Here is a 16,993-nt window from a genome sequence, read left to right on the forward strand (position 1 = left end):
GCGAGTTACTTCAACGCCCTTGAGAATGAGCAACGCAGGGTTTAAGAAGATGCAGGGCGAGCTTTCTTTTTGCTTAGCTAAGCTTTGCTCGTCAAAGAAAAATGACGTCGCCGTAGGCGAAAGCTTTTACCCCGTTGCTAACGCAGAACGGGGCTGCTATGAGATAGCTCATTATAAGAAAAGCGATGTCTTGACAATCTGGTGAATTGAGCTAACTCACTTTGAAGTAAAAACCTTTTACACTCTCGATAGCCAAGATTACGCTTTAAATCCCATCATCTTCGCCGAGTAGCGCAAATGAACAAGGGGCCAAAGTTGAAGTCTGTTTGAGCGTAGCGAGTTACTTCAACGCCCTTGAGAATGAGCAACGCAAGGTTTAAGAAGATGCAGGGCGAGCTTTCTTTTTGCTTCGTTTTTCTTTGCTCGTCAAAGAAAAATGACGTCGCCGTAGGCGAAAGCTTTTACCCCGTTGCTAACGCAGAACGGGGCTGCTATGAGATAGCTCATTATAAGAAAAGCGATGTCTTGACAATCTGGTGAATTGAGCTAACTCACTTTGGGGCAAAAACGATTTAGCACAAAAAAGGTCGGTTAATCGCTGCTGCTTCTCATTCTTCCTGCTGATTGCTGACTCAGCCATAAGTTTCATGAATCGTTATCACCTTGGGTGAAAGCGGTGAAGAATCAAGCAAAAGCCCCATCATCAACGAGTGCTTAAGGGCTACAAGCATTCACGCAGATTTTCTCTTAAGCTGGGTTGCTGTTATTGCGACTGACTCAATAGGCGTGACTGAATCAATGCATTGCTCAGAGCAATTAGAGGGCGGTTTTTTCCTGTCTATTTTTATGCGGTTTAGGGGATTTGAATTTCGCTTCAGCGTTTAAGTATTGTTTGAGCTAAAAGCGCTTGCCGATGCTTAGGCGTAATAAATCGGCGTCGTCTTGGTGGCCTTGATAATCCATCACCCGGCTAAGGCTGAGACCAAAGTAGCCCGAATGAAAAAAATGCCAAGTAGGGAAGTAGTTCACGCCAAAGCTAATTATGCCTTTCAAGTCGTAAGCGCTGTGGTGTTCTATTTTGTCTTGCGCGAGGTAGCCGCCCGCTCCAATTCGCCCTTCGAAATGACTCCCTAGCGGGACTATTTTCCAAAGCTGGCTGGTAAAGCCGCGTCGACTGCTGGCCCCGTTGTTACCGCCTTCATTGATATAAGCCAAGGATAAGGCAAGATGATGATTAAAGTGTTTTGCCATATCGATACTGTAACCAATGGTGGTGGTTGGTCCGCCATGGTTAATTTTGGTGTTAACCAGAGATATCGACAAATCGTTGAGCCACGCGGAAGAGGCTGGTCTGCTTTGGTGATTTGCGTTATCTATATCAAAGCCCAAACCAATCAGCAAGGAATTGCTATGCGGGCGATTTGGCACCAAGTAACTATTAAGTTGCAAACGAAGTTGGGCGCTTTGGCTTAAATAGGAAAGTGGATAGATAACGCTAAGAGTGCTCATTGCACCGAGTCGTTTTTCGTTTAGTTCAAGGCCTGAGTGATCAACGGTGGTATTAAAGGACATGTAAGGGCCTGCTCCGATCTCGAAGCGGAAGCTATCTGTTGGAACGTAGATGTAGCTGACATGAGTTGAAAAACCATCTCGGTGGTGATTATAGGCGTGGCCTTCGTTGGCATGAACGAAATCGACTCGCCAACTTTGAGCAAAGTGCTGGGCGAAGCGAATATCAAAGGAACGGAAGTGCTGTTTTTTTTGCTCGTCGGTCACGTCATCCTCTAGGTAGGTGATACCACTGCCACCTGCCATTGAAAAGTAGCTCTCTGCGCTGTGGGCGCTTCGTGTTTTTGCGGTGAGGGGCAATGAGCACAGCATGAGCCACAGGCTTATCATGAGTGGCTTGCTGGTTAACAGTTGAACAATGGCGTGGCTAGATAAAATCATGGATCATTTTTGTTAGTGTTTTAATTTAATTAAAACAGCCGCTTGGCTACTATTAGACTGAAATTCAGCTTAGCTTTAATTTGATGCTTTTGTCACTGAAGAAATTAAAGATGAGTTACTTTTCACTGTGCTCGGCCGATGTTGGTCGTGACGGTTTGGTGCATCATTAGCGGTGATGTTGTGTCGTGCGGTTTTAGTTCTAGAGGGTCAGTTTACGAATGGCGCAGACTGACCTACTTTATGCATCTAAGGTTTACTGGGGCTCATTTAGCGCTGATTTCACCACGACTCTTATCGTTCCTCTTCCCGCAGCGTGAGCACCTCATAGCCTACAGGGGTGACTAAGATGGTGTGTTCCGATTGTGCAGAAAGTTTTTTGTCACGGGTGACGACGGTCCAGCCATCTTTTTTGGTTTTAACTTTTGCGGTACCTTGATTGACCATCGGTTCGATGGTGAAAATCATGCCCTCTTTTAGCTCAAGGCCTCGGTTTGGCGTACCGTAATGCAGCACTTGTGGTGCTTCGTGCATTGCTTGCCCTATCCCGTGGCCACAGTATTCTTTCACGATACTATAGCCACGGCGTTCCGCATATTGTTGAATCGCATGGCCAATATCGCCAAGTTTAGCGCCTGGCTTCACTTGTTTAATTCCAGCCCACATTGCCTCATAGGTGGCTTGGGCCAGCTTTTTAGCTGCCGGTGACGCTTCTGGCATGAGATACATCTTGCTTGAGTCTGCAATAAAACCATTTTTCTCTAAGGTAATATCTAAGTTAATGATGTCGGTCCTTTTTAATCGCTGACTAGGCGTTGGAACCCCATGACATACCACTTCATTGATTGAAGAGTTTAAAACATATTGATAACCATATTGGCCTTTGCTCGCTGGCCGAGCATTGAGATCATTGACAATAAAATGTTCTACTTTGTCATTTATTTCTAGGGTAGAGAGGCCGGGTTTAAGGTAGCGGTCTAACATCTGAAAGACCTGTGTCAGTAGGTGCCCGGCATGGCGCATTAATTCAATTTCACTTGCCGATTTAATCTTTACGCCATTATTCATCGGTATGCGCTTCTTGTATGGCGACTTTGGCGACAGAGACCTCTGCTGATTTGAGTAGTTCTGAGACGATTTGATTGAATGAGCGTTGCGGATGAAGCTCGGCTAGCATCCCAATGCGGATCCAGAATTCAGCTTGTGAATTGATCGAGCGTGACATGACAGAACTGGCTTTTCGGATTTCTTGATGGAGTTCTTCGGAAATTTTAACAATACCCATTTTATATGATTCGCCTGTGAAACGTATACGAATCATATATCGATTTCGTCATGAGTCAAGATAATTGGGCGGAGCCATTGGTGGCGGCTTGCTAAATATTGTTCTCTATTAAAGGGTAAGCCACTGAATCACAGGCCGACCACTAAGCATTGAAGTTAGCTTGAATGAAGCGCCCAAAATACCAGCACTTAGTGAAATGTACTGGCATTTTGAGGCTTGATGCTTTGACTCTATTTACATATTTTTTAAGATGAATTTTTTGATTGGGGTGGGTAAGCCGCGCGCTTCGAGTTCACTTAATGAGACCCAATGTTGTTCCAGATGTGGTTCATTTATTTGATCAACGGACCAAACCTGCGCCTCTAATTTATAGTGGGTAAAGGTGTGTTTAAAGTTTCCTTTTAATTCAGCGCCGATCAACACTGGGTCGAGATGGACCTGCGGTAGGCACCACAGCGCCCCCCAAATCCCCCCTTCACCGCGCCGCTCTAGCAAAATCTTTCCCTGCTCTTCTACCCATAAAAAATGACCGGGTTTGGTGGGGATCACCTTTTTCGGTTTTGCGGTGGGTAGCTGTTCGACTCGTTGGCTTAGAAATGCTGCGCAGCAATCGATAAAGGCACAGTCTTCACAAAGTGGTTTTTTGGGTTTACAGCGGGTTGCCCCCATGTCCAGCAGGCCTTGAGCAAAGGCGCGATTGTGTTGTTGAGGGGTGTAAGTTTCGGCAAGCTGCCACAGTTGCCGGTCAACTTTGCTGGTGCCGGGGACGCCCTCTATTCCAAATAGGCGGCAGAATAGGCGTTTTACGTTGCCATCGACAATTGGACCGTAACGATTATAAGCAAAGGAAGCAATGGCTCCAGCGGTGTAACGACCCACACCGGGGATCTGTTGCAAGGTGTTCACATCTTCTGGGAATTTCCCCTGGCATTCGCTTTGAATATAAATGGCGGCTTTGCGCAGGTTACGAGCGCGAGAATAGTAGCCCAATCCTTGCCAATGGCTCATTACTTGATCTTCAGTGGCTGCGGCTAAGGTCTGCACATTGGGGAAACTTTGCATCCAGCGCTCAAAATAAGGGATCACCGTTTTCACCTGGGTTTGCTGCAGCATAATTTCCGAGACCAGCACCCGATAGGGGCTTGGATCTTGCTGCCAAGGTAAATCATGACGGCCGTGCTGCTTTTGCCAAGCGATTAATCGTTGTTGAAAGTCATCTGAATTCAGCGGGGGATTATTCATTGCCATTGTTTCTCAGTCGCTAGCTTGGAGTCTGAAGGATTAAGGAGCAAAGTGCCTCGGGCTTGATTGAAGCCCCAAGTTTTATGTTCGCGAAAACCTGTTAGCTCATATAGTGGGTCGGTAGAGCGGTGGTACTTTTCATCACTTCCATGGAAAAAGCCGAACTGACGTCGGTAAAAGCCAGCCGCTCGATGAGCTTTTTATACACTTGATCGTAATCATCGATGCTGGGTACCACCACTTGCAGTAAATAATCGACGCTGCCACTCATTCGATGGGCCTCGATAATCTCTGGAATATCCTCGATGGCCTGTTTAAAGAGTGCCAGCCATTGAGGGTCGTGTTGGGCGGTGCGAACACTGACAAACACCGTGACCCCAAGGTTTAATTTTTGGCGGTCGAGCAGTGCCACCTTATGGCGAATAAAACCGGCATTTTCCAATTTTTGTACCCGTCGCCAGCAAGGCGTTGCGGATAAACCGACCCGTTCGGCGATCTCATTTAAGGGAATGCTCACATCCCGTTGCAATAGATTGAGGATTAACTTGTCTTTACTATCTAGTTTCATTTTTCGTTTATGGATGCAAATTGGAAATGAAATACTATTTTCTCCCGCTTTTATCGAACAAACAACCCTTTTATTTATAAGGCTACTGCTCGAAGATTTTAAAAATACTCGCTGGGGCAGAGCAGAATCGATGACCTTGAAAGCGGTGACATACTCTCGGCTCATTGCACTCGTTTAAACTTTCTAACGCCAGATCTCTCCAAGTGTTTCTGAGGTTCCGCTCTCTCACATATGCTGAGTGATGCTTTGTCGACTAAAGGTATTAGAGCGATGCTATGGGCTCTTAGGTTTGTAGCTTTTAAGTTGCTCTGTAACAGCCGAACTTAGGATTTTTGTTTGGTGAAATGAATTAGATCAAATAACATCGGTTCATAAGTACGAGGCATGATAGGCGATTAACGGGGAAACTGCATATTGGAAATTAAAATTGCTAAAAAAGAAAATGCTGAACTGATACTTCATTTTATAAAGGCCTTGGCTATCGCCGAAGGGTTTCCCTTCGAAGTCACGGTGACTCAAGAGGACCTGGAAAATAATCTATTGAGTTCAACGTCTAATGCTGAGGCCATTATTTTTTATGTTAACAATAAACCCTGTGGATTTGCAGTGTATTACTATACATTCTCGACAACGACAGGACAGCGCGGTTTACATTTGGATGATTTATATATTGAACCCGCTTATCAAGGTCAAGGATTTGGCAAACAGGTTCTGGTTTACTTGTCACATTTAGCCATCGAGAATCAGTGTGCTCGTTTCGAATGGTGGGCCTTAAAAACAAATGATGCCGCGATAAAGTTTTATAAAAATATAGGTGCCCACAAACTTGAAGAAATCAGCGTTTTTCGCTTAGATCTTCAGGGGATTTTGAGTTTGTCTGATGGTGAGCCAATCAGCAATCAATGAGTGACAAGTCACCGTTCATCGATGGGGCACGTTAAAGCGAGGCATCTCAGAAATGTGCGTTTACGACATTCCCCCCTCACCGAGCGTCTAGGAAGTTTAAAATGAAACCCTTATTTCAAGTAGCTAAAAACAAGGATTTTGCCGAGCGTTTGACTCGTCAAAATATGCAAGCTTATTACCAGCAACTTGGGATCCTCTGGGATCAGGCAGCCTTCGATATAAATTGGCATGAGTTTGAAAATTATGAGATTGCTGTAAATCGATGTCCTGTAGGTATGCTTCGTATCAGCCACGATGAGCTTGCTTATTATATTCGAGATCTTCAAATTGAGCCGACTTGGCAGGGGCAAGGTTTGGGCTCTCAAGCGCTCAGTTATGCAATTGAGCTTGCTAGAAAAGCTGATGTCCGATTGCTGAGGTTGTGTGTGTTTGAGACGAATCCGGCGCTTGCTTTATACCAGCGTAAAGGATTTCGGATCTGCAAAACAGAGAGGTATATCCACTATATGGCACGCGAGCTTAACTAAGCCAAAATAATCCCACCGCTCCAGTGACTTGTTTGCTTATTCACAGGCGATACGGTTGGCTTGGCTCTCTTGGCTGAGCATGATCACTTCCCCATTCAGACTAAGGGCCATTATTTAGTGCCACCCGCCTAAAGTTCGCTAATGGAGAATGTGGCTGTCTTTGCTATCTATTGCTGGTCATTCTTTTTTGTTCGCTGATGCGTTCTTGAAGGCGGGGCTTGTTTATTAATATTCATACTCATCAAAGCGATAATCAATACAAATTCAATCTTTATTTATATTAATGGTTTTGGTTTTTATTTAGGGTTGATTTAAATTCTAGTTTAAAATGTTTTGGTTTAAGAGTAATAGCTTAAAGCGCAAGTTTTGAATTCATCTCAACTATTTATCTATATTTAACATGTTTTTATCTTAATGTGTCTCTTTACTTGATAATGAAATAATGTTCTTTTTTGTATTCTTGAATATAGGTATTATTTATTAAATTCATGGTCACAAAAATTATAATTAATATCTTTTTTATCTTGTTTCATATTCAGTGAAATAATATCGTGGCCTGGTTCGGGCAAGTTTTTCTTCGGGTCTTAAACCCTTTGTTTTACGGTGGGTAATTAAAATAAACGTATTGAGGTTCTATGCTGAAAACAATCTATTTCCTTTGTTTTATCTCTCTGGCGAGCTTTGCAAAACCACTGAGAATTCCCGATACATCAGCGGGCAATATCTTTCCTGCGGTATTGGCTCAAGAAATCGTCAAGCGGAGTGAGCTTTACGACAGCGTTGCCTACCCTTACGGGGCTGTCGGCGATGTCGTCATTACCAAGGCAGTGGCCGATCTGAATGATGGGGGATTAGATTTAATATGGACGGCCACCTCTGCTGAGCGAGAGCAGGAATTAACTGCGATTTATTTCCCTATTTTCCGCGGCATCATCGGGATGCGCCTAGGGATTATTAAACAGCAAAATCGCCAGCGCTTTAGTCAGGTTAACAGTTGGGATGAGATGCGGGAGTATATTCCGTGCCAGGGTAAGCTATGGGCCGACACCGCCATTTTGGAAGCAAATGGGGTGAAGGTGGCCAAAAGTTTGGGTTATCCGAATATCTTTGCGATGGTCGAAGCGGAACGCTGTGATTATTTTCCTCGGGGAATTTTTGAACCTTGGGGAGAGCTGCAACGGGAAGCTCAGTATAATTTAACTGTCGATCCCTATGTGATGCTGCGTTATAAAATGCCACTGTTGTTCTTTGTAAAAAAAGACAATCAGCATTTAGCGGAGCACTTATACGGCATTTTACAGCAGATGTTTGAAGACGGCAGCTATCAGGCCTTATTTCTCAATCACCCAGACGTGAAAAATGCTTTGCAGCAAGGTCAGTTGGCGCAACGCCGTATCTTTGATTTAGACAACCCTTACTTAACTGAAAAAGTGCGAGCCATCCCCCAAGAGTTTTGGTTTGACCCCGTTGTTGGAAATTAATTTATGAAAACTATTACCGCTAAACTCTCTAGTTTACTTGTTGCGACTATCCTGATTGTGGGCCTGCTGGTTGTGGGCGTGTTGTACTGGAATAGCAATGCCAGCCTGACTCAGCAATACGAGCATCAAAAACAAGCCCTAAGCAAACAAATGAGTATTATTCTAAATGAACCGATATTTGTTTATGACTTGGATGTCATTCAAGCGATTATTAATTCTTTCAGTGATGATTCAATGATTGTCGGCATTAAAGTCAGCGATCAACGTGGTAAGTTGATGGCGAAAAGTGTGACTCGTCAAGCCAGTGTTGATGATAATTTAATCATACCGATGGCGTGGGACGGCAAAGCCACCGGTCAAATTGAAGTTGCAGTGACGCGTCAAGTCATGGACTCCGCCTTAATCCAGAAATTACATCAAGAGATTCTCACCATCGTTGTCATGGCGGCTCTAATTCTAATATTAATGATCGTATCGCTGCGTCAGTTAGTGATCCGTCCCTTAGCGGATGTAAATATCATGCTGGCCGGAATTGCCGAAGGTGATGGCGATTTAACCGCCCGGATCCCACTCCAGAGTGATGATGAAATTGGCCAGCTAAGTCGCAGTTTTAATAGTTTTATTCAAACCGTGCAACACATTGTGCAGGATATGGCGGATGCAGCCAGTCACTTAGAGCTGGTATCCGAAAATGTGCGGATGATTAATGATAAAAGCACCGCCAATACCATCGAGCAGACTGAGCTCACCAGCACCTCTTTGGGCAATCTTCAGCAACTGGGAATTGCCACCAAAGACATTGCCGGGAATGCCGCAAATACTGCCAGTAAAACGCAGCAGGCGTATCAACTTTCCATCGAAGGACATCGGGCCATTGATGATAATATTGCTCAGGTAACAGCGCTGGTTGATAACTTAGATAAGACTGCTGAAGATGTAAGTAACCTGAAACAAGTGAGTGATAATATTGGCAGTGTATTAGATGTGATTAAAGGCATTGCCGAACAAACCAACCTCTTGGCCTTGAATGCGGCCATTGAGGCCGCACGGGCAGGGGAGTTGGGACGTGGTTTTGCCGTGGTGGCCGATGAAGTAAGGGCGCTTGCCAGAAAAACCCACCAATCAACCACTGAAATTGAACAAATTATCGGTAATCTGCAAACTCAGGCCGAAACTTCTTATCAAGCCACGCGAGCGGGTAAGGTGATGGTGAGTGAAACCATCAAGTCGGCGCAGGGCACGGGTGAGTCTTTGGTTCAGATTAAGCAAGAAATGAGTTCGGTGAATGACATGGTGAACATGATAGCCAGCGCCAGTGAGGAGCAAGCCAATGTGACCAATGCGGTCACCAAGGATGTGGAATCGTTGAGCCAAGGTACGGCGTCGTTGAGTCAGGACAGTAAGCAGTTACAACAAGCCACTGAAGACTTGCTTGAGGTGAGCGTTCAAATGGTACAACAGGTGAATCGTTTTAAATATAAGTAAGCTGCGTTGAGCGAAGCATTGTGCTGTTTATGCGGATATCGCGCTGAAAGGGGGCATCGATAGGCCCCCTTTTATATGTCTATGAGCTGTTAATCGAACTCGCGGTATGTTTGGCCATATTTATGCGTCACCAACTTTGCAGCATTGCTGCTCAGCCATTTGAGGCGCAATGGTGATCTTACTGTTCGTTGCCTGAGGGATTACCGATGAACGCCAAGACCTTGCTTGAACGTTTTTTAATCATTGAAGACCTTCGCCAAGATTGAAAAACTAAGCCAAAATAGTCGCGCCGCTCCAGCTTGTTTGCTTATTCACAGGCGCTACGGTTGGCTTGGCTCTATCGGCAGAGCATGATCACTTCCCCATTCAGACCAAGAGCCATCATAAAGTGCCACCTGCGTGTAGTTCGCTAATAAGGCTGCAACTAAGCCAATACAAGCGGTAATGCCGGAGCCACAAGAGAACACCAGTGGCTTGGAAGTATCTTGTATTACTGCAGAGAACAAGGCTTGTAGCTCGCTTGAACTTTTGTACTTATGCTCATCAAGGGTTTGCTCGAAAGGCAGATTGAGCGACTTGGGAATATGTCCGCTTCGAACGCCTGGTCTTGGTTCTTGCGCTGCGCCAGTAAATCGCCCAGAAGCGCGAACATCAATCACACTAAAGTCTTGGCGAGTAAGATTAGCAAGGACTTGTTGCTTGAAAACCAGAGCATCAGTCGAAAAACTTAATGGGGGATAGCTTCCTGAGTGAGCCTTCGTGCGGTATTCCGTGGCGCTTGGGTAGTTTTGTTTCAGCCATTCAGGGAGACCACCGTCTAGTATATAGACCTTCGCGAGGCCAAAAGACTTGAGGATCCACCATGCCCTTGGCGACGAGTAGATCCCTTGGTTATCATATACTACGATGGTGGTGTTGGCGGTGATCCCAAGACTCTCCATCAGCTTCGATACTTGCGTGGATGATGGAAATGCGTGGAGCTGCGGACTCGAATGGTCGACTAGCTCGTTAGACAAATCCACATAGTAACTGTTGGGAATGACTGATAATGTCTCATAAACGATAGCTTCTTTCCCAACCACGGATTTCATGCTGACATCGATAATCCTCAGATCATCATCAGCGAGTCGTTGGTATAAACTGGCTGCCGAAATTAATAGACGGTCCATCCTTCCTCCAAAAAAGTTAACGCCACAAGTCTGGTTGTTTCATATCGCTGGCAACAAAGCCCATCAAGCGCCACTCAGGATGGGATATGCGAACGACAAATCTTACAACACCAGCCTGCATAAATGCACAAAAATACTTTAACTCTCTTATGCTTGAAACCAAAAAATAATGTGCTGGTCCAGTCTTGCGGATGCTTGAATGGCGGTCGATAGTAAGCGCTTAGGCTATTCGTGACTGATGTTTAGCAGGATTGATTGTTGGCTTGAGAAAATGAGCCTTCAATCCCGGCTTTGTTCAACGGGGGCATTTGCTGGTCGAGGAGCAATTAATATAAAACGGGGCTGAGGGTTCTTGAGCGATCGCTTTCAGAGCAGGGCCAATGTCGCCTCGCTTCAATTGGCGGGCGTGCTGGAACAAGTGCTTGCTTGAGCGTATGGTTATTGTTTATCAAGTTATTAGCGAATAAAAGGAAGTCAGCTGATGCCGCAGATCCAATCCATCGGGGTGATCCATTCTCCCTACCAGTGTTTAGAAGATATGCCGATCCAACCCAAGGGGGCGAGTGAGGTTAAAGGTGAGATCGTGTTAGACCCGCAATATGCCGAGGGGCTGGCCGATCTGGAAGGATTCTCGCATATTTACCTGATTTATCACTTTCACAAAGCCATTCGCACCGAGTTGCGGGTGACGCCTTTCATGGATACTCAGCCCCGCGGGGTGTTTTCTACTCGCTCACCGCTACGACCTAATCACATTGGTATGTCGGTGCTTGAGGTGAGTCAGGTGGTGGGCAATCGGATCTATGTACAGGGCATCGATATCCTCGATGGCACGCCCTTATTGGATATTAAACCCTATATTGCCAAGTTTGATGCGGTAGCACAGAGCCGCTCGGGTTGGCTGCAAGCTAGCGAGCAAGAGATTGTTAATAAGCGTTCCGACCAGCGCTTTGTTTAATTAAGAGCGCGTGTTCGAAAATGAAAGAAGTGGATATCTTAGAATTCAGACCTCGCTGCGAGCATTGTCTTGTTCGTCTATGCTCGTCAGCGGAAGGTTTGTCCAAATTGTGGAAGTGCTTGCGCCTGGACAGCTCCGACTCTCGCGGGATGAGATTAGAGTTATGATGTGCTTGATGCTCCGATGAGTCTTAGGTTTGTGTTTAAGCCAGTCGGGCCGCATCTTCAGCAACAGTTGTTTGTGTTGCTCTGAGGAAGGCCGTTAATGGGGCTCTAGGGTGAGGTCGTGCTCAAGCGCACACTTAATCGGCTAAAAAAAATCTAAACGTTTGGCGATTTCCTGCCAGCGTTTGATCCGCTGTTCACTATTGGGGGAGCGCTTAGCAACAGCATCTACCAGCATATTGGTGGTGAGCACTAATCCCCAAGTGGATTCTAAAAATAACCCAGATTTAGATTTTGAATAAATAATATGGGCTCCATATTCAACTGCCCAATGGCAAAACTCATCAGTGATGATGACAATTTGGATCCCTTCTCTTTGAGCTTCTTCACAGAGTTTGCGACTTTCTGCTGCGTAAGGCACCACATCTAAAATCACTAAAGCATGGTAGCCTTGTTGGGAGTGCGGCACCTCTGCAAGCCATTCTGCCAGCATACTATCGTGAGGTGAAAGGTATTGCACCGAGTCGCGAGCCAAAGATAAGCGACGACTAAAGTCTTCCGCTGCGCCGCGTATAGATTGAAACCCGGAAACATAAACTTTGCTGGCTGCACTCACGCAAGCAACTAGGCTTTGCCAATGTTCGGTTTCAAATTGCTCATATAAACGCATCATTGCTTGCAGCTCATGTTTGAAATTTTCTCGGTAAAAAGAGTCAACGGGTAGGCGTTGGTTGTCACTTTCTTGTATCGGGATCACTTCTTTTTGCAAGGCTTCCTTGAGGGAGGCGATCCCTTGATAGCCAGCCCGCTTTAGAAAACGACTCACGGTAATTTGGCTCACGGCTGCTTTCTCGGCGATGGAAGCCCCAGTCTCGTAACTGATTCGGTCTAGGTTTAATAGAATGAATTGTGCGACTCTCGCTTCTGACTTGGTGGCTTTAGGGATTAAAGCTTGTATTTTTTGAGCGGTGTTGTTGGCGATAAACTCGGGTTTTGAAGAAAAAGTATTTTTCAAAATATTGTCTCCTGTGTCATTAACAATTTATTGCATCATCTCTGTGCGAAACCAAGGCCGATATATCCAAGTTAGTGCATAAATATACAGTTGAACAGTGCTTGCTAGAGAGTTGTTTTTATAACCTATTGATTTTTAAATTAAAATAATATGTTACGAATCTAACATATATTGATATTGAAATAATCATGCCTAACCATAGAATGAAGGGGTGGTGTTTTTATAAACAAATTAACTGTTTTTCAATCAACAAAGGTGAGCTCATGAACTGTTCAATTTCTAGAAAAAGAGGTCATATGCTGAAAACGGCTTTGCTTGCGACAAGTCTCGCATGCTCTGCTTTTAGCTATTCCCAAGTTGCGTCGGCAGAAGAGACCTTAAACCTTTACAACTGGGGAGAATATATCAACCCAGAGGTGCTCAGCCGCTTTACTGAATCGACTGGAATTAAAGTGAAGTTAGACACTTATTCTTCTAATGAAGAGTTGCTCGCTAAATTACAGGCCGGTGCGACGGGCTACGATATTGTGTTTCCTTCGGTACACATGCAAGACATTATGGCGCAGCTTCATTTACTTGAAAAAACTCATATTAATCAGTACTCGGGTTTTAAGCATATCGATAGCGCTTTTCTTACCGCAGAATCTGACCCCAAAGGAGAATACTGCTTGCCTTACGCTTGGGGTACCGTGGGGATCCTCTATAACAAGGAGTTGGTTCCAGAGCTGAATTCTTGGGATGATTTCTTCGCGTTACCCAAGCAAGGTAAAAATATCGCCATGTTGGATGAGATGCGCGAAGTTATTAGTGTAGGTTTGATCACTCATGGTAAAAGTGTCAACAGTACTGACCGAGATGATTTAAAAGTAGCGCAAGACTATATCATTCAACAAAAAGGTAATATTTCAGCCTTTACTTATGACAGCATTCCGATGGTGCAATCCGGTGATATTGCTGCTGCTCAATGGTATGTCGGAGCAATGTTATATGTATTTGAGAATCCTGATGAGCTGGCGTATGTGATCCCCGAGGAAGGTGCGACCAAATACCAAGAGAATATGTGTGTGCTTAAAAGTGCTCCGAATAAAGCGAACGCCCAAAAATTCTTAGAATTTTTTACCCAGCCTGAAATTGCCGCCTTAAATGCCAAGCAGCAAACCAACGGCACGATGAACAAAGATGCGATTGAATTGTTGCCTGACTATTTACGTAATAATCCGAGTATTAACCCACCGGCTTCGGTGAGAGCCAAACTACAAATGTTTAAGGAATTAGGTAAAGGCATTAAGTTGTATGACAGAGCTTGGACCAAAATCCGTACTTCTTCTTAATCGTTTGCAGCATGCGGGCTTGCCCGCTTTTCTTATTTTTTGAGGTTGTTTATGTCTACTGCGGTACCAGTCCCTGAATATGTCCGAATTCGTCGCGCTCATCGTCAGTTCATTACGCCCGAAGGGGGAGTGATACATGCTTTGGATTCAGTGGATTTGTCTATTGCCCAGAGTGAATTTATCACCTTGCTTGGTCCTTCTGGGTGTGGGAAAACGACCTTATTGAAAATAGTGGCTGGTTTCGAAGAGATCGACAGTGGCGATATTCTGCTGGATGGTCAATCGATTATTGGCAAGCCTGCGCACAAGCGGCCGGTGAATACCGTGTTTCAGTCCTATGCTTTATTTCCTCATCTGTCGGTGGGAGACAATGTGGGTTATGGTCTGGATGTCGCAAAGGTGGCAAAAACCGAGCGAAACCGACGTGTGGCAGAGGCCTTGGAGATGGTGGGTTTAGCTGGGATCGAAAAACGTAATCCAGCACAACTGTCAGGTGGCCAGCAGCAGCGAGTCGCCTTAGCTCGAGCCATCATTAACCGTCCTAAGTTACTGTTGTTAGATGAACCCTTGTCAGCCTTAGATAAAAACTTGCGTTTAAAAATGCAAATTGAATTAAAAAATCTACAAACAGAATTAGGGATCTGCTTTATTTTTGTCACCCATGACCAAGAAGAGGCCTTGACCATGTCTGACCGTATTGTGGTGTTGAACGGTGGCAAGGTTCAGCAGGTTGGTACGCCAGATGAGATATACCATCGCCCGAAAAATAATTTTGTGGCGACCTTCATTGGTGAAAGTAATATCTTTACCGGAAAAGTCGTCGAGCAAGACCAGCAGGGCATTCAAATTGATTGTGGTGGCTTGCGAATACACAGTACAGACGGTGAGGCATCGTTAGGCCAAACGATGACCTTATTGCTTCGTCCCGAGCAAATGTCGCTAACGCCCCCCCTTGATTCGCAACAGCTTGCGAGCTTAAGTATGACCCTTGATCAAGTGGTATTTATTGGCAGCGATTATCAATTGCATGGGCACTTGTCGAATGGCTTTCAGTTATCGGCCTTAGTGCGCCAACATGCCACTCCTTTGGCACAAGGTGATCAAGTTGTGCTTTATTATCAGCCCAAGGCAGTGCATACCATTCCTGAATCAGCCGTTGGGAGTAAGCCATGAGTGTGTTTATTCGAGCACGCCAGCGGCTGATGTTAGCTGGTTTGCTGGCTCCAACGACTTTGTTTCTTGGGATATTTTTTCTGATCCCACTCGGTATTATGTTGCTCTATAGCTTCTTGGAACCGGGCCTGTATGGGGGCGTGGAGTGGAATTTTTATCATTGGAATTACGGTCGGGTTTTTGGCTGGGCCGATGGTGTTTATGAAGAGTTTGATTCGGTTTACCTTGAGATCTTATTACGTTCGATTGGGCTCGCGAGTGCAACGGTAATTTGCACCCTGGTGATTTGTTATCCCGTTGCTTTTTGGGTCGCTACTTTAACGGCAAAGCAGAAGTCGTTCTTTATCTTCCTTATTACTTTGCCATTTTTTGCAAGTATGGTGGTTAGGTTATATGCCTGGGTACTGATTTTGCGTAATTCCGGTTTTGCCAATCAGTTCTTACAGGCGGCGGGTATTATTACTGAGCCCTTAAATCTGATGTTTTCAGGCACAGCGGTCATCATTGGCATGGTGTATATCTTTATTCCATTTATGTTTTTACCGATTTATTCCAGTGTTGAAAAACTAGACATGAGCTTGTTGCAAGCATCCCAAGATTTAGGCGCGACCCCATTTACCACCTTTAGACGAGTGGTCCTTCCGATGACCATTCCCGGGATTGTCGCAGGTTCTATCTTGGTCTTTATTCCTAGTCTCGGTAATTTTGTGGTGCCTGACTTATTGGGCGGCGCCAAGGTGATGATGATTGGCAACATGGTGGAGCAACAGTTTTTATATGCTCGCAATTGGCCCTTTGGCGCGACCTTGTCGATGGTGATTATCTTCTTGATGCTGGCCATTCTGTCGTTTTATTTGTTTGTCTCCGCCAAAAAAGTACAGCAACCTTAGGAACTGATGATGAAGAAGCAAACTGCATTAGGCCGTTTATTATCTGTATATAGTACGTTCTTCTTTGTATTTTTGTATGCCCCCGTGCTGCTTATTGTGATTTATTCATTTAACTCAAATCCGATTAATATCATGATTTGGGACGGCTTTACCTTTGATTGGTATCGCAGTATTTTTGGCGCGCAGACCCACTTAGCGGATTCAAATAGCTATGTGAATTCAACCGCACAATTATTGAATGCCCTGAAAAATAGTTTACAAGTGGCTTGTAGCGCCACATTGATCGCGACCCTATTGGGGACTAGCGCAGCCATCGCCATTTCACGTTTTCGTTTTAAATTACAAGGCTTTTACCGATTACTGTTATTTGTTCCGATGGTGATGCCTGACATTGTATTAGGCATTGCGTTGCTGATTTTCTTCGTTGGTGCCGGTTTCACGCTGGGTAATACGACGATTATTATTGGCCATTGCACCTTCTTGAGCAGCTATGTGTTTGTGGTCGTAAGCGCTCGCTTAGCTGGCATGGATCCGAAGATAGAGTCGGCCTCTGCCGATCTGGGGGCAAATGAATGGCAAACTTTTCGCCGTATCACCTTACCTCTCATCTTACCGGGTGTTATTGGTGGTGCCATGCTTAGTTTCATTATTTCGATGGACGATTTGGTGATTACTTATTTTATTAGTGGGGTGGACTCCACGACTTTACCGGTATTTATCTTAGGTATGATCCGTCGCGGAATTAAACCCGAAATTAACGCCATTGCTACTTTGATGCTGTTGTTTTCTGTTGCCATCGCCTCGATCGGTATTTATTTCAAATCTAAGAACTCAAGTGATTAAGGAGAGTAT

16 protein-coding genes are annotated in these 16,993 nt (G+C 45.0%); 9 read left to right on the top strand and 7 right to left on the bottom strand.

What is annotated here, in order from left to right:
- Positions 1–897: 897 nt before the first annotated feature.
- The 5 genes from ACRRSY_RS04365 to ACRRSY_RS04385 all read right to left on the bottom strand — a co-directional run bounded on the left by ACRRSY_RS04365 (position 898) and on the right by ACRRSY_RS04385 (position 5,207).
- Complete coding sequence (locus ACRRSY_RS04365; protein ID WP_432464420.1) at positions 898–1,815, bottom strand: hypothetical protein; 918 nt, start codon at positions 1,813–1,815, stop codon at positions 898–900.
- Between the two features lie 426 nt (positions 1,816–2,241).
- Complete coding sequence (map, locus tag ACRRSY_RS04370) at positions 2,242–3,015, bottom strand: type I methionyl aminopeptidase (RefSeq protein ID WP_432461019.1); 774 nt, start codon at positions 3,013–3,015, stop codon at positions 2,242–2,244.
- A complete protein-coding gene (locus ACRRSY_RS04375) occupies positions 3,008–3,232 on the bottom strand; it encodes a ParD-like family protein (protein WP_432454373.1) in 225 nt (74 codons plus the stop codon). Before ACRRSY_RS04375 ends, map begins: the two co-directional genes overlap by 8 nt.
- 234 nt (positions 3,233–3,466) lie before the next feature.
- Entirely contained in the window at positions 3,467–4,474 is a 1,008-nt protein-coding gene (gene mutY, locus ACRRSY_RS04380) for an A/G-specific adenine glycosylase (RefSeq protein ID WP_432461020.1), read from the bottom strand.
- Positions 4,475–4,574: 100 nt separating this feature from the next.
- Complete coding sequence (locus ACRRSY_RS04385) at positions 4,575–5,207, bottom strand: Lrp/AsnC family transcriptional regulator (protein ID WP_439022894.1); 633 nt, start codon at positions 5,205–5,207, stop codon at positions 4,575–4,577.
- Positions 5,208–5,456: 249 nt separating this feature from the next.
- Between ACRRSY_RS04385 and ACRRSY_RS04390 the strand changes: the two genes are divergently transcribed.
- From ACRRSY_RS04390 to ACRRSY_RS04405, 4 genes are all read left to right on the top strand, one after another.
- A complete protein-coding gene (locus tag ACRRSY_RS04390) occupies positions 5,457–5,948 on the top strand; it encodes a GNAT family N-acetyltransferase (protein ID WP_432461021.1) in 492 nt (163 codons plus the stop codon).
- Between the two features lie 101 nt (positions 5,949–6,049).
- Positions 6,050–6,475 carry a GNAT family N-acetyltransferase gene (locus tag ACRRSY_RS04395; RefSeq protein ID WP_432454369.1) on the top strand — a complete coding sequence of 142 codons (426 nt, stop codon included), beginning with the start codon at positions 6,050–6,052 and terminating at the stop codon, positions 6,473–6,475.
- Positions 6,476–7,110: 635 nt separating this feature from the next.
- A complete protein-coding gene (locus ACRRSY_RS04400; RefSeq protein ID WP_432454368.1) occupies positions 7,111–7,956 on the top strand; it encodes a hypothetical protein in 846 nt (281 codons plus the stop codon).
- 3 nt (positions 7,957–7,959) lie between these two features.
- Positions 7,960–9,441, top strand: a complete 1,482-nt coding sequence (locus ACRRSY_RS04405) for a methyl-accepting chemotaxis protein (protein WP_432454367.1) — start codon at positions 7,960–7,962, stop codon at positions 9,439–9,441.
- A 320-nt stretch (positions 9,442–9,761) separates the two neighbouring features.
- On the opposite strand, the gene ACRRSY_RS04410 is transcribed toward ACRRSY_RS04405, so the two are convergent.
- Positions 9,762–10,610 carry a sulfurtransferase gene (locus ACRRSY_RS04410; RefSeq protein WP_432464421.1) on the bottom strand — a complete coding sequence of 283 codons (849 nt, stop codon included), beginning with the start codon at positions 10,608–10,610 and terminating at the stop codon, positions 9,762–9,764.
- A gap of 481 nt (positions 10,611–11,091) precedes the next feature.
- Here ACRRSY_RS04410 and tsaA point away from each other — a divergent pair, with 481 nt between their 5' ends.
- Entirely contained in the window at positions 11,092–11,568 is a 477-nt protein-coding gene (gene tsaA / locus ACRRSY_RS04415) for a tRNA (N6-threonylcarbamoyladenosine(37)-N6)-methyltransferase TrmO (protein WP_432454365.1), read from the top strand.
- 309 nt (positions 11,569–11,877) lie between these two features.
- Here the strand turns inward: tsaA and ACRRSY_RS04420 are convergent, their stop codons facing one another.
- Positions 11,878–12,747, bottom strand: coding sequence for a MurR/RpiR family transcriptional regulator (locus ACRRSY_RS04420; RefSeq protein ID WP_432464422.1), 870 nt, complete (start codon positions 12,745–12,747; stop codon positions 11,878–11,880).
- Between the two features lie 296 nt (positions 12,748–13,043).
- Here ACRRSY_RS04420 and ACRRSY_RS04425 point away from each other — a divergent pair, with 296 nt between their 5' ends.
- From ACRRSY_RS04425 to ACRRSY_RS04440, 4 genes are read left to right on the top strand one after another with little or no spacing between them, the layout of a single operon-like run.
- Entirely contained in the window at positions 13,044–14,078 is a 1,035-nt protein-coding gene (locus tag ACRRSY_RS04425; protein WP_432464423.1) for a polyamine ABC transporter substrate-binding protein, read from the top strand.
- A gap of 51 nt (positions 14,079–14,129) precedes the next feature.
- Positions 14,130–15,251 carry an ABC transporter ATP-binding protein gene (locus tag ACRRSY_RS04430; RefSeq protein ID WP_432464424.1) on the top strand — a complete coding sequence of 374 codons (1,122 nt, stop codon included), beginning with the start codon at positions 14,130–14,132 and terminating at the stop codon, positions 15,249–15,251.
- Positions 15,248–16,141, top strand: a complete 894-nt coding sequence (locus tag ACRRSY_RS04435) for an ABC transporter permease (protein ID WP_432454361.1) — start codon at positions 15,248–15,250, stop codon at positions 16,139–16,141. The genes ACRRSY_RS04430 and ACRRSY_RS04435 overlap by 4 nt, the downstream gene beginning before the upstream one ends.
- A gap of 6 nt (positions 16,142–16,147) precedes the next feature.
- Positions 16,148–16,984 (top strand): ABC transporter permease, encoded by an 837-nt coding sequence (locus ACRRSY_RS04440; protein ID WP_432461025.1) that lies wholly within the window; start codon positions 16,148–16,150, stop codon positions 16,982–16,984.
- The last annotated feature ends 9 nt before the right edge of the window (positions 16,985–16,993 follow it).

It is taken from the genome of Agarivorans sp. QJM3NY_33 (assembly GCF_050870865.2).
Lineage (GTDB): Bacteria > Pseudomonadota > Gammaproteobacteria > Enterobacterales > Celerinatantimonadaceae > Agarivorans.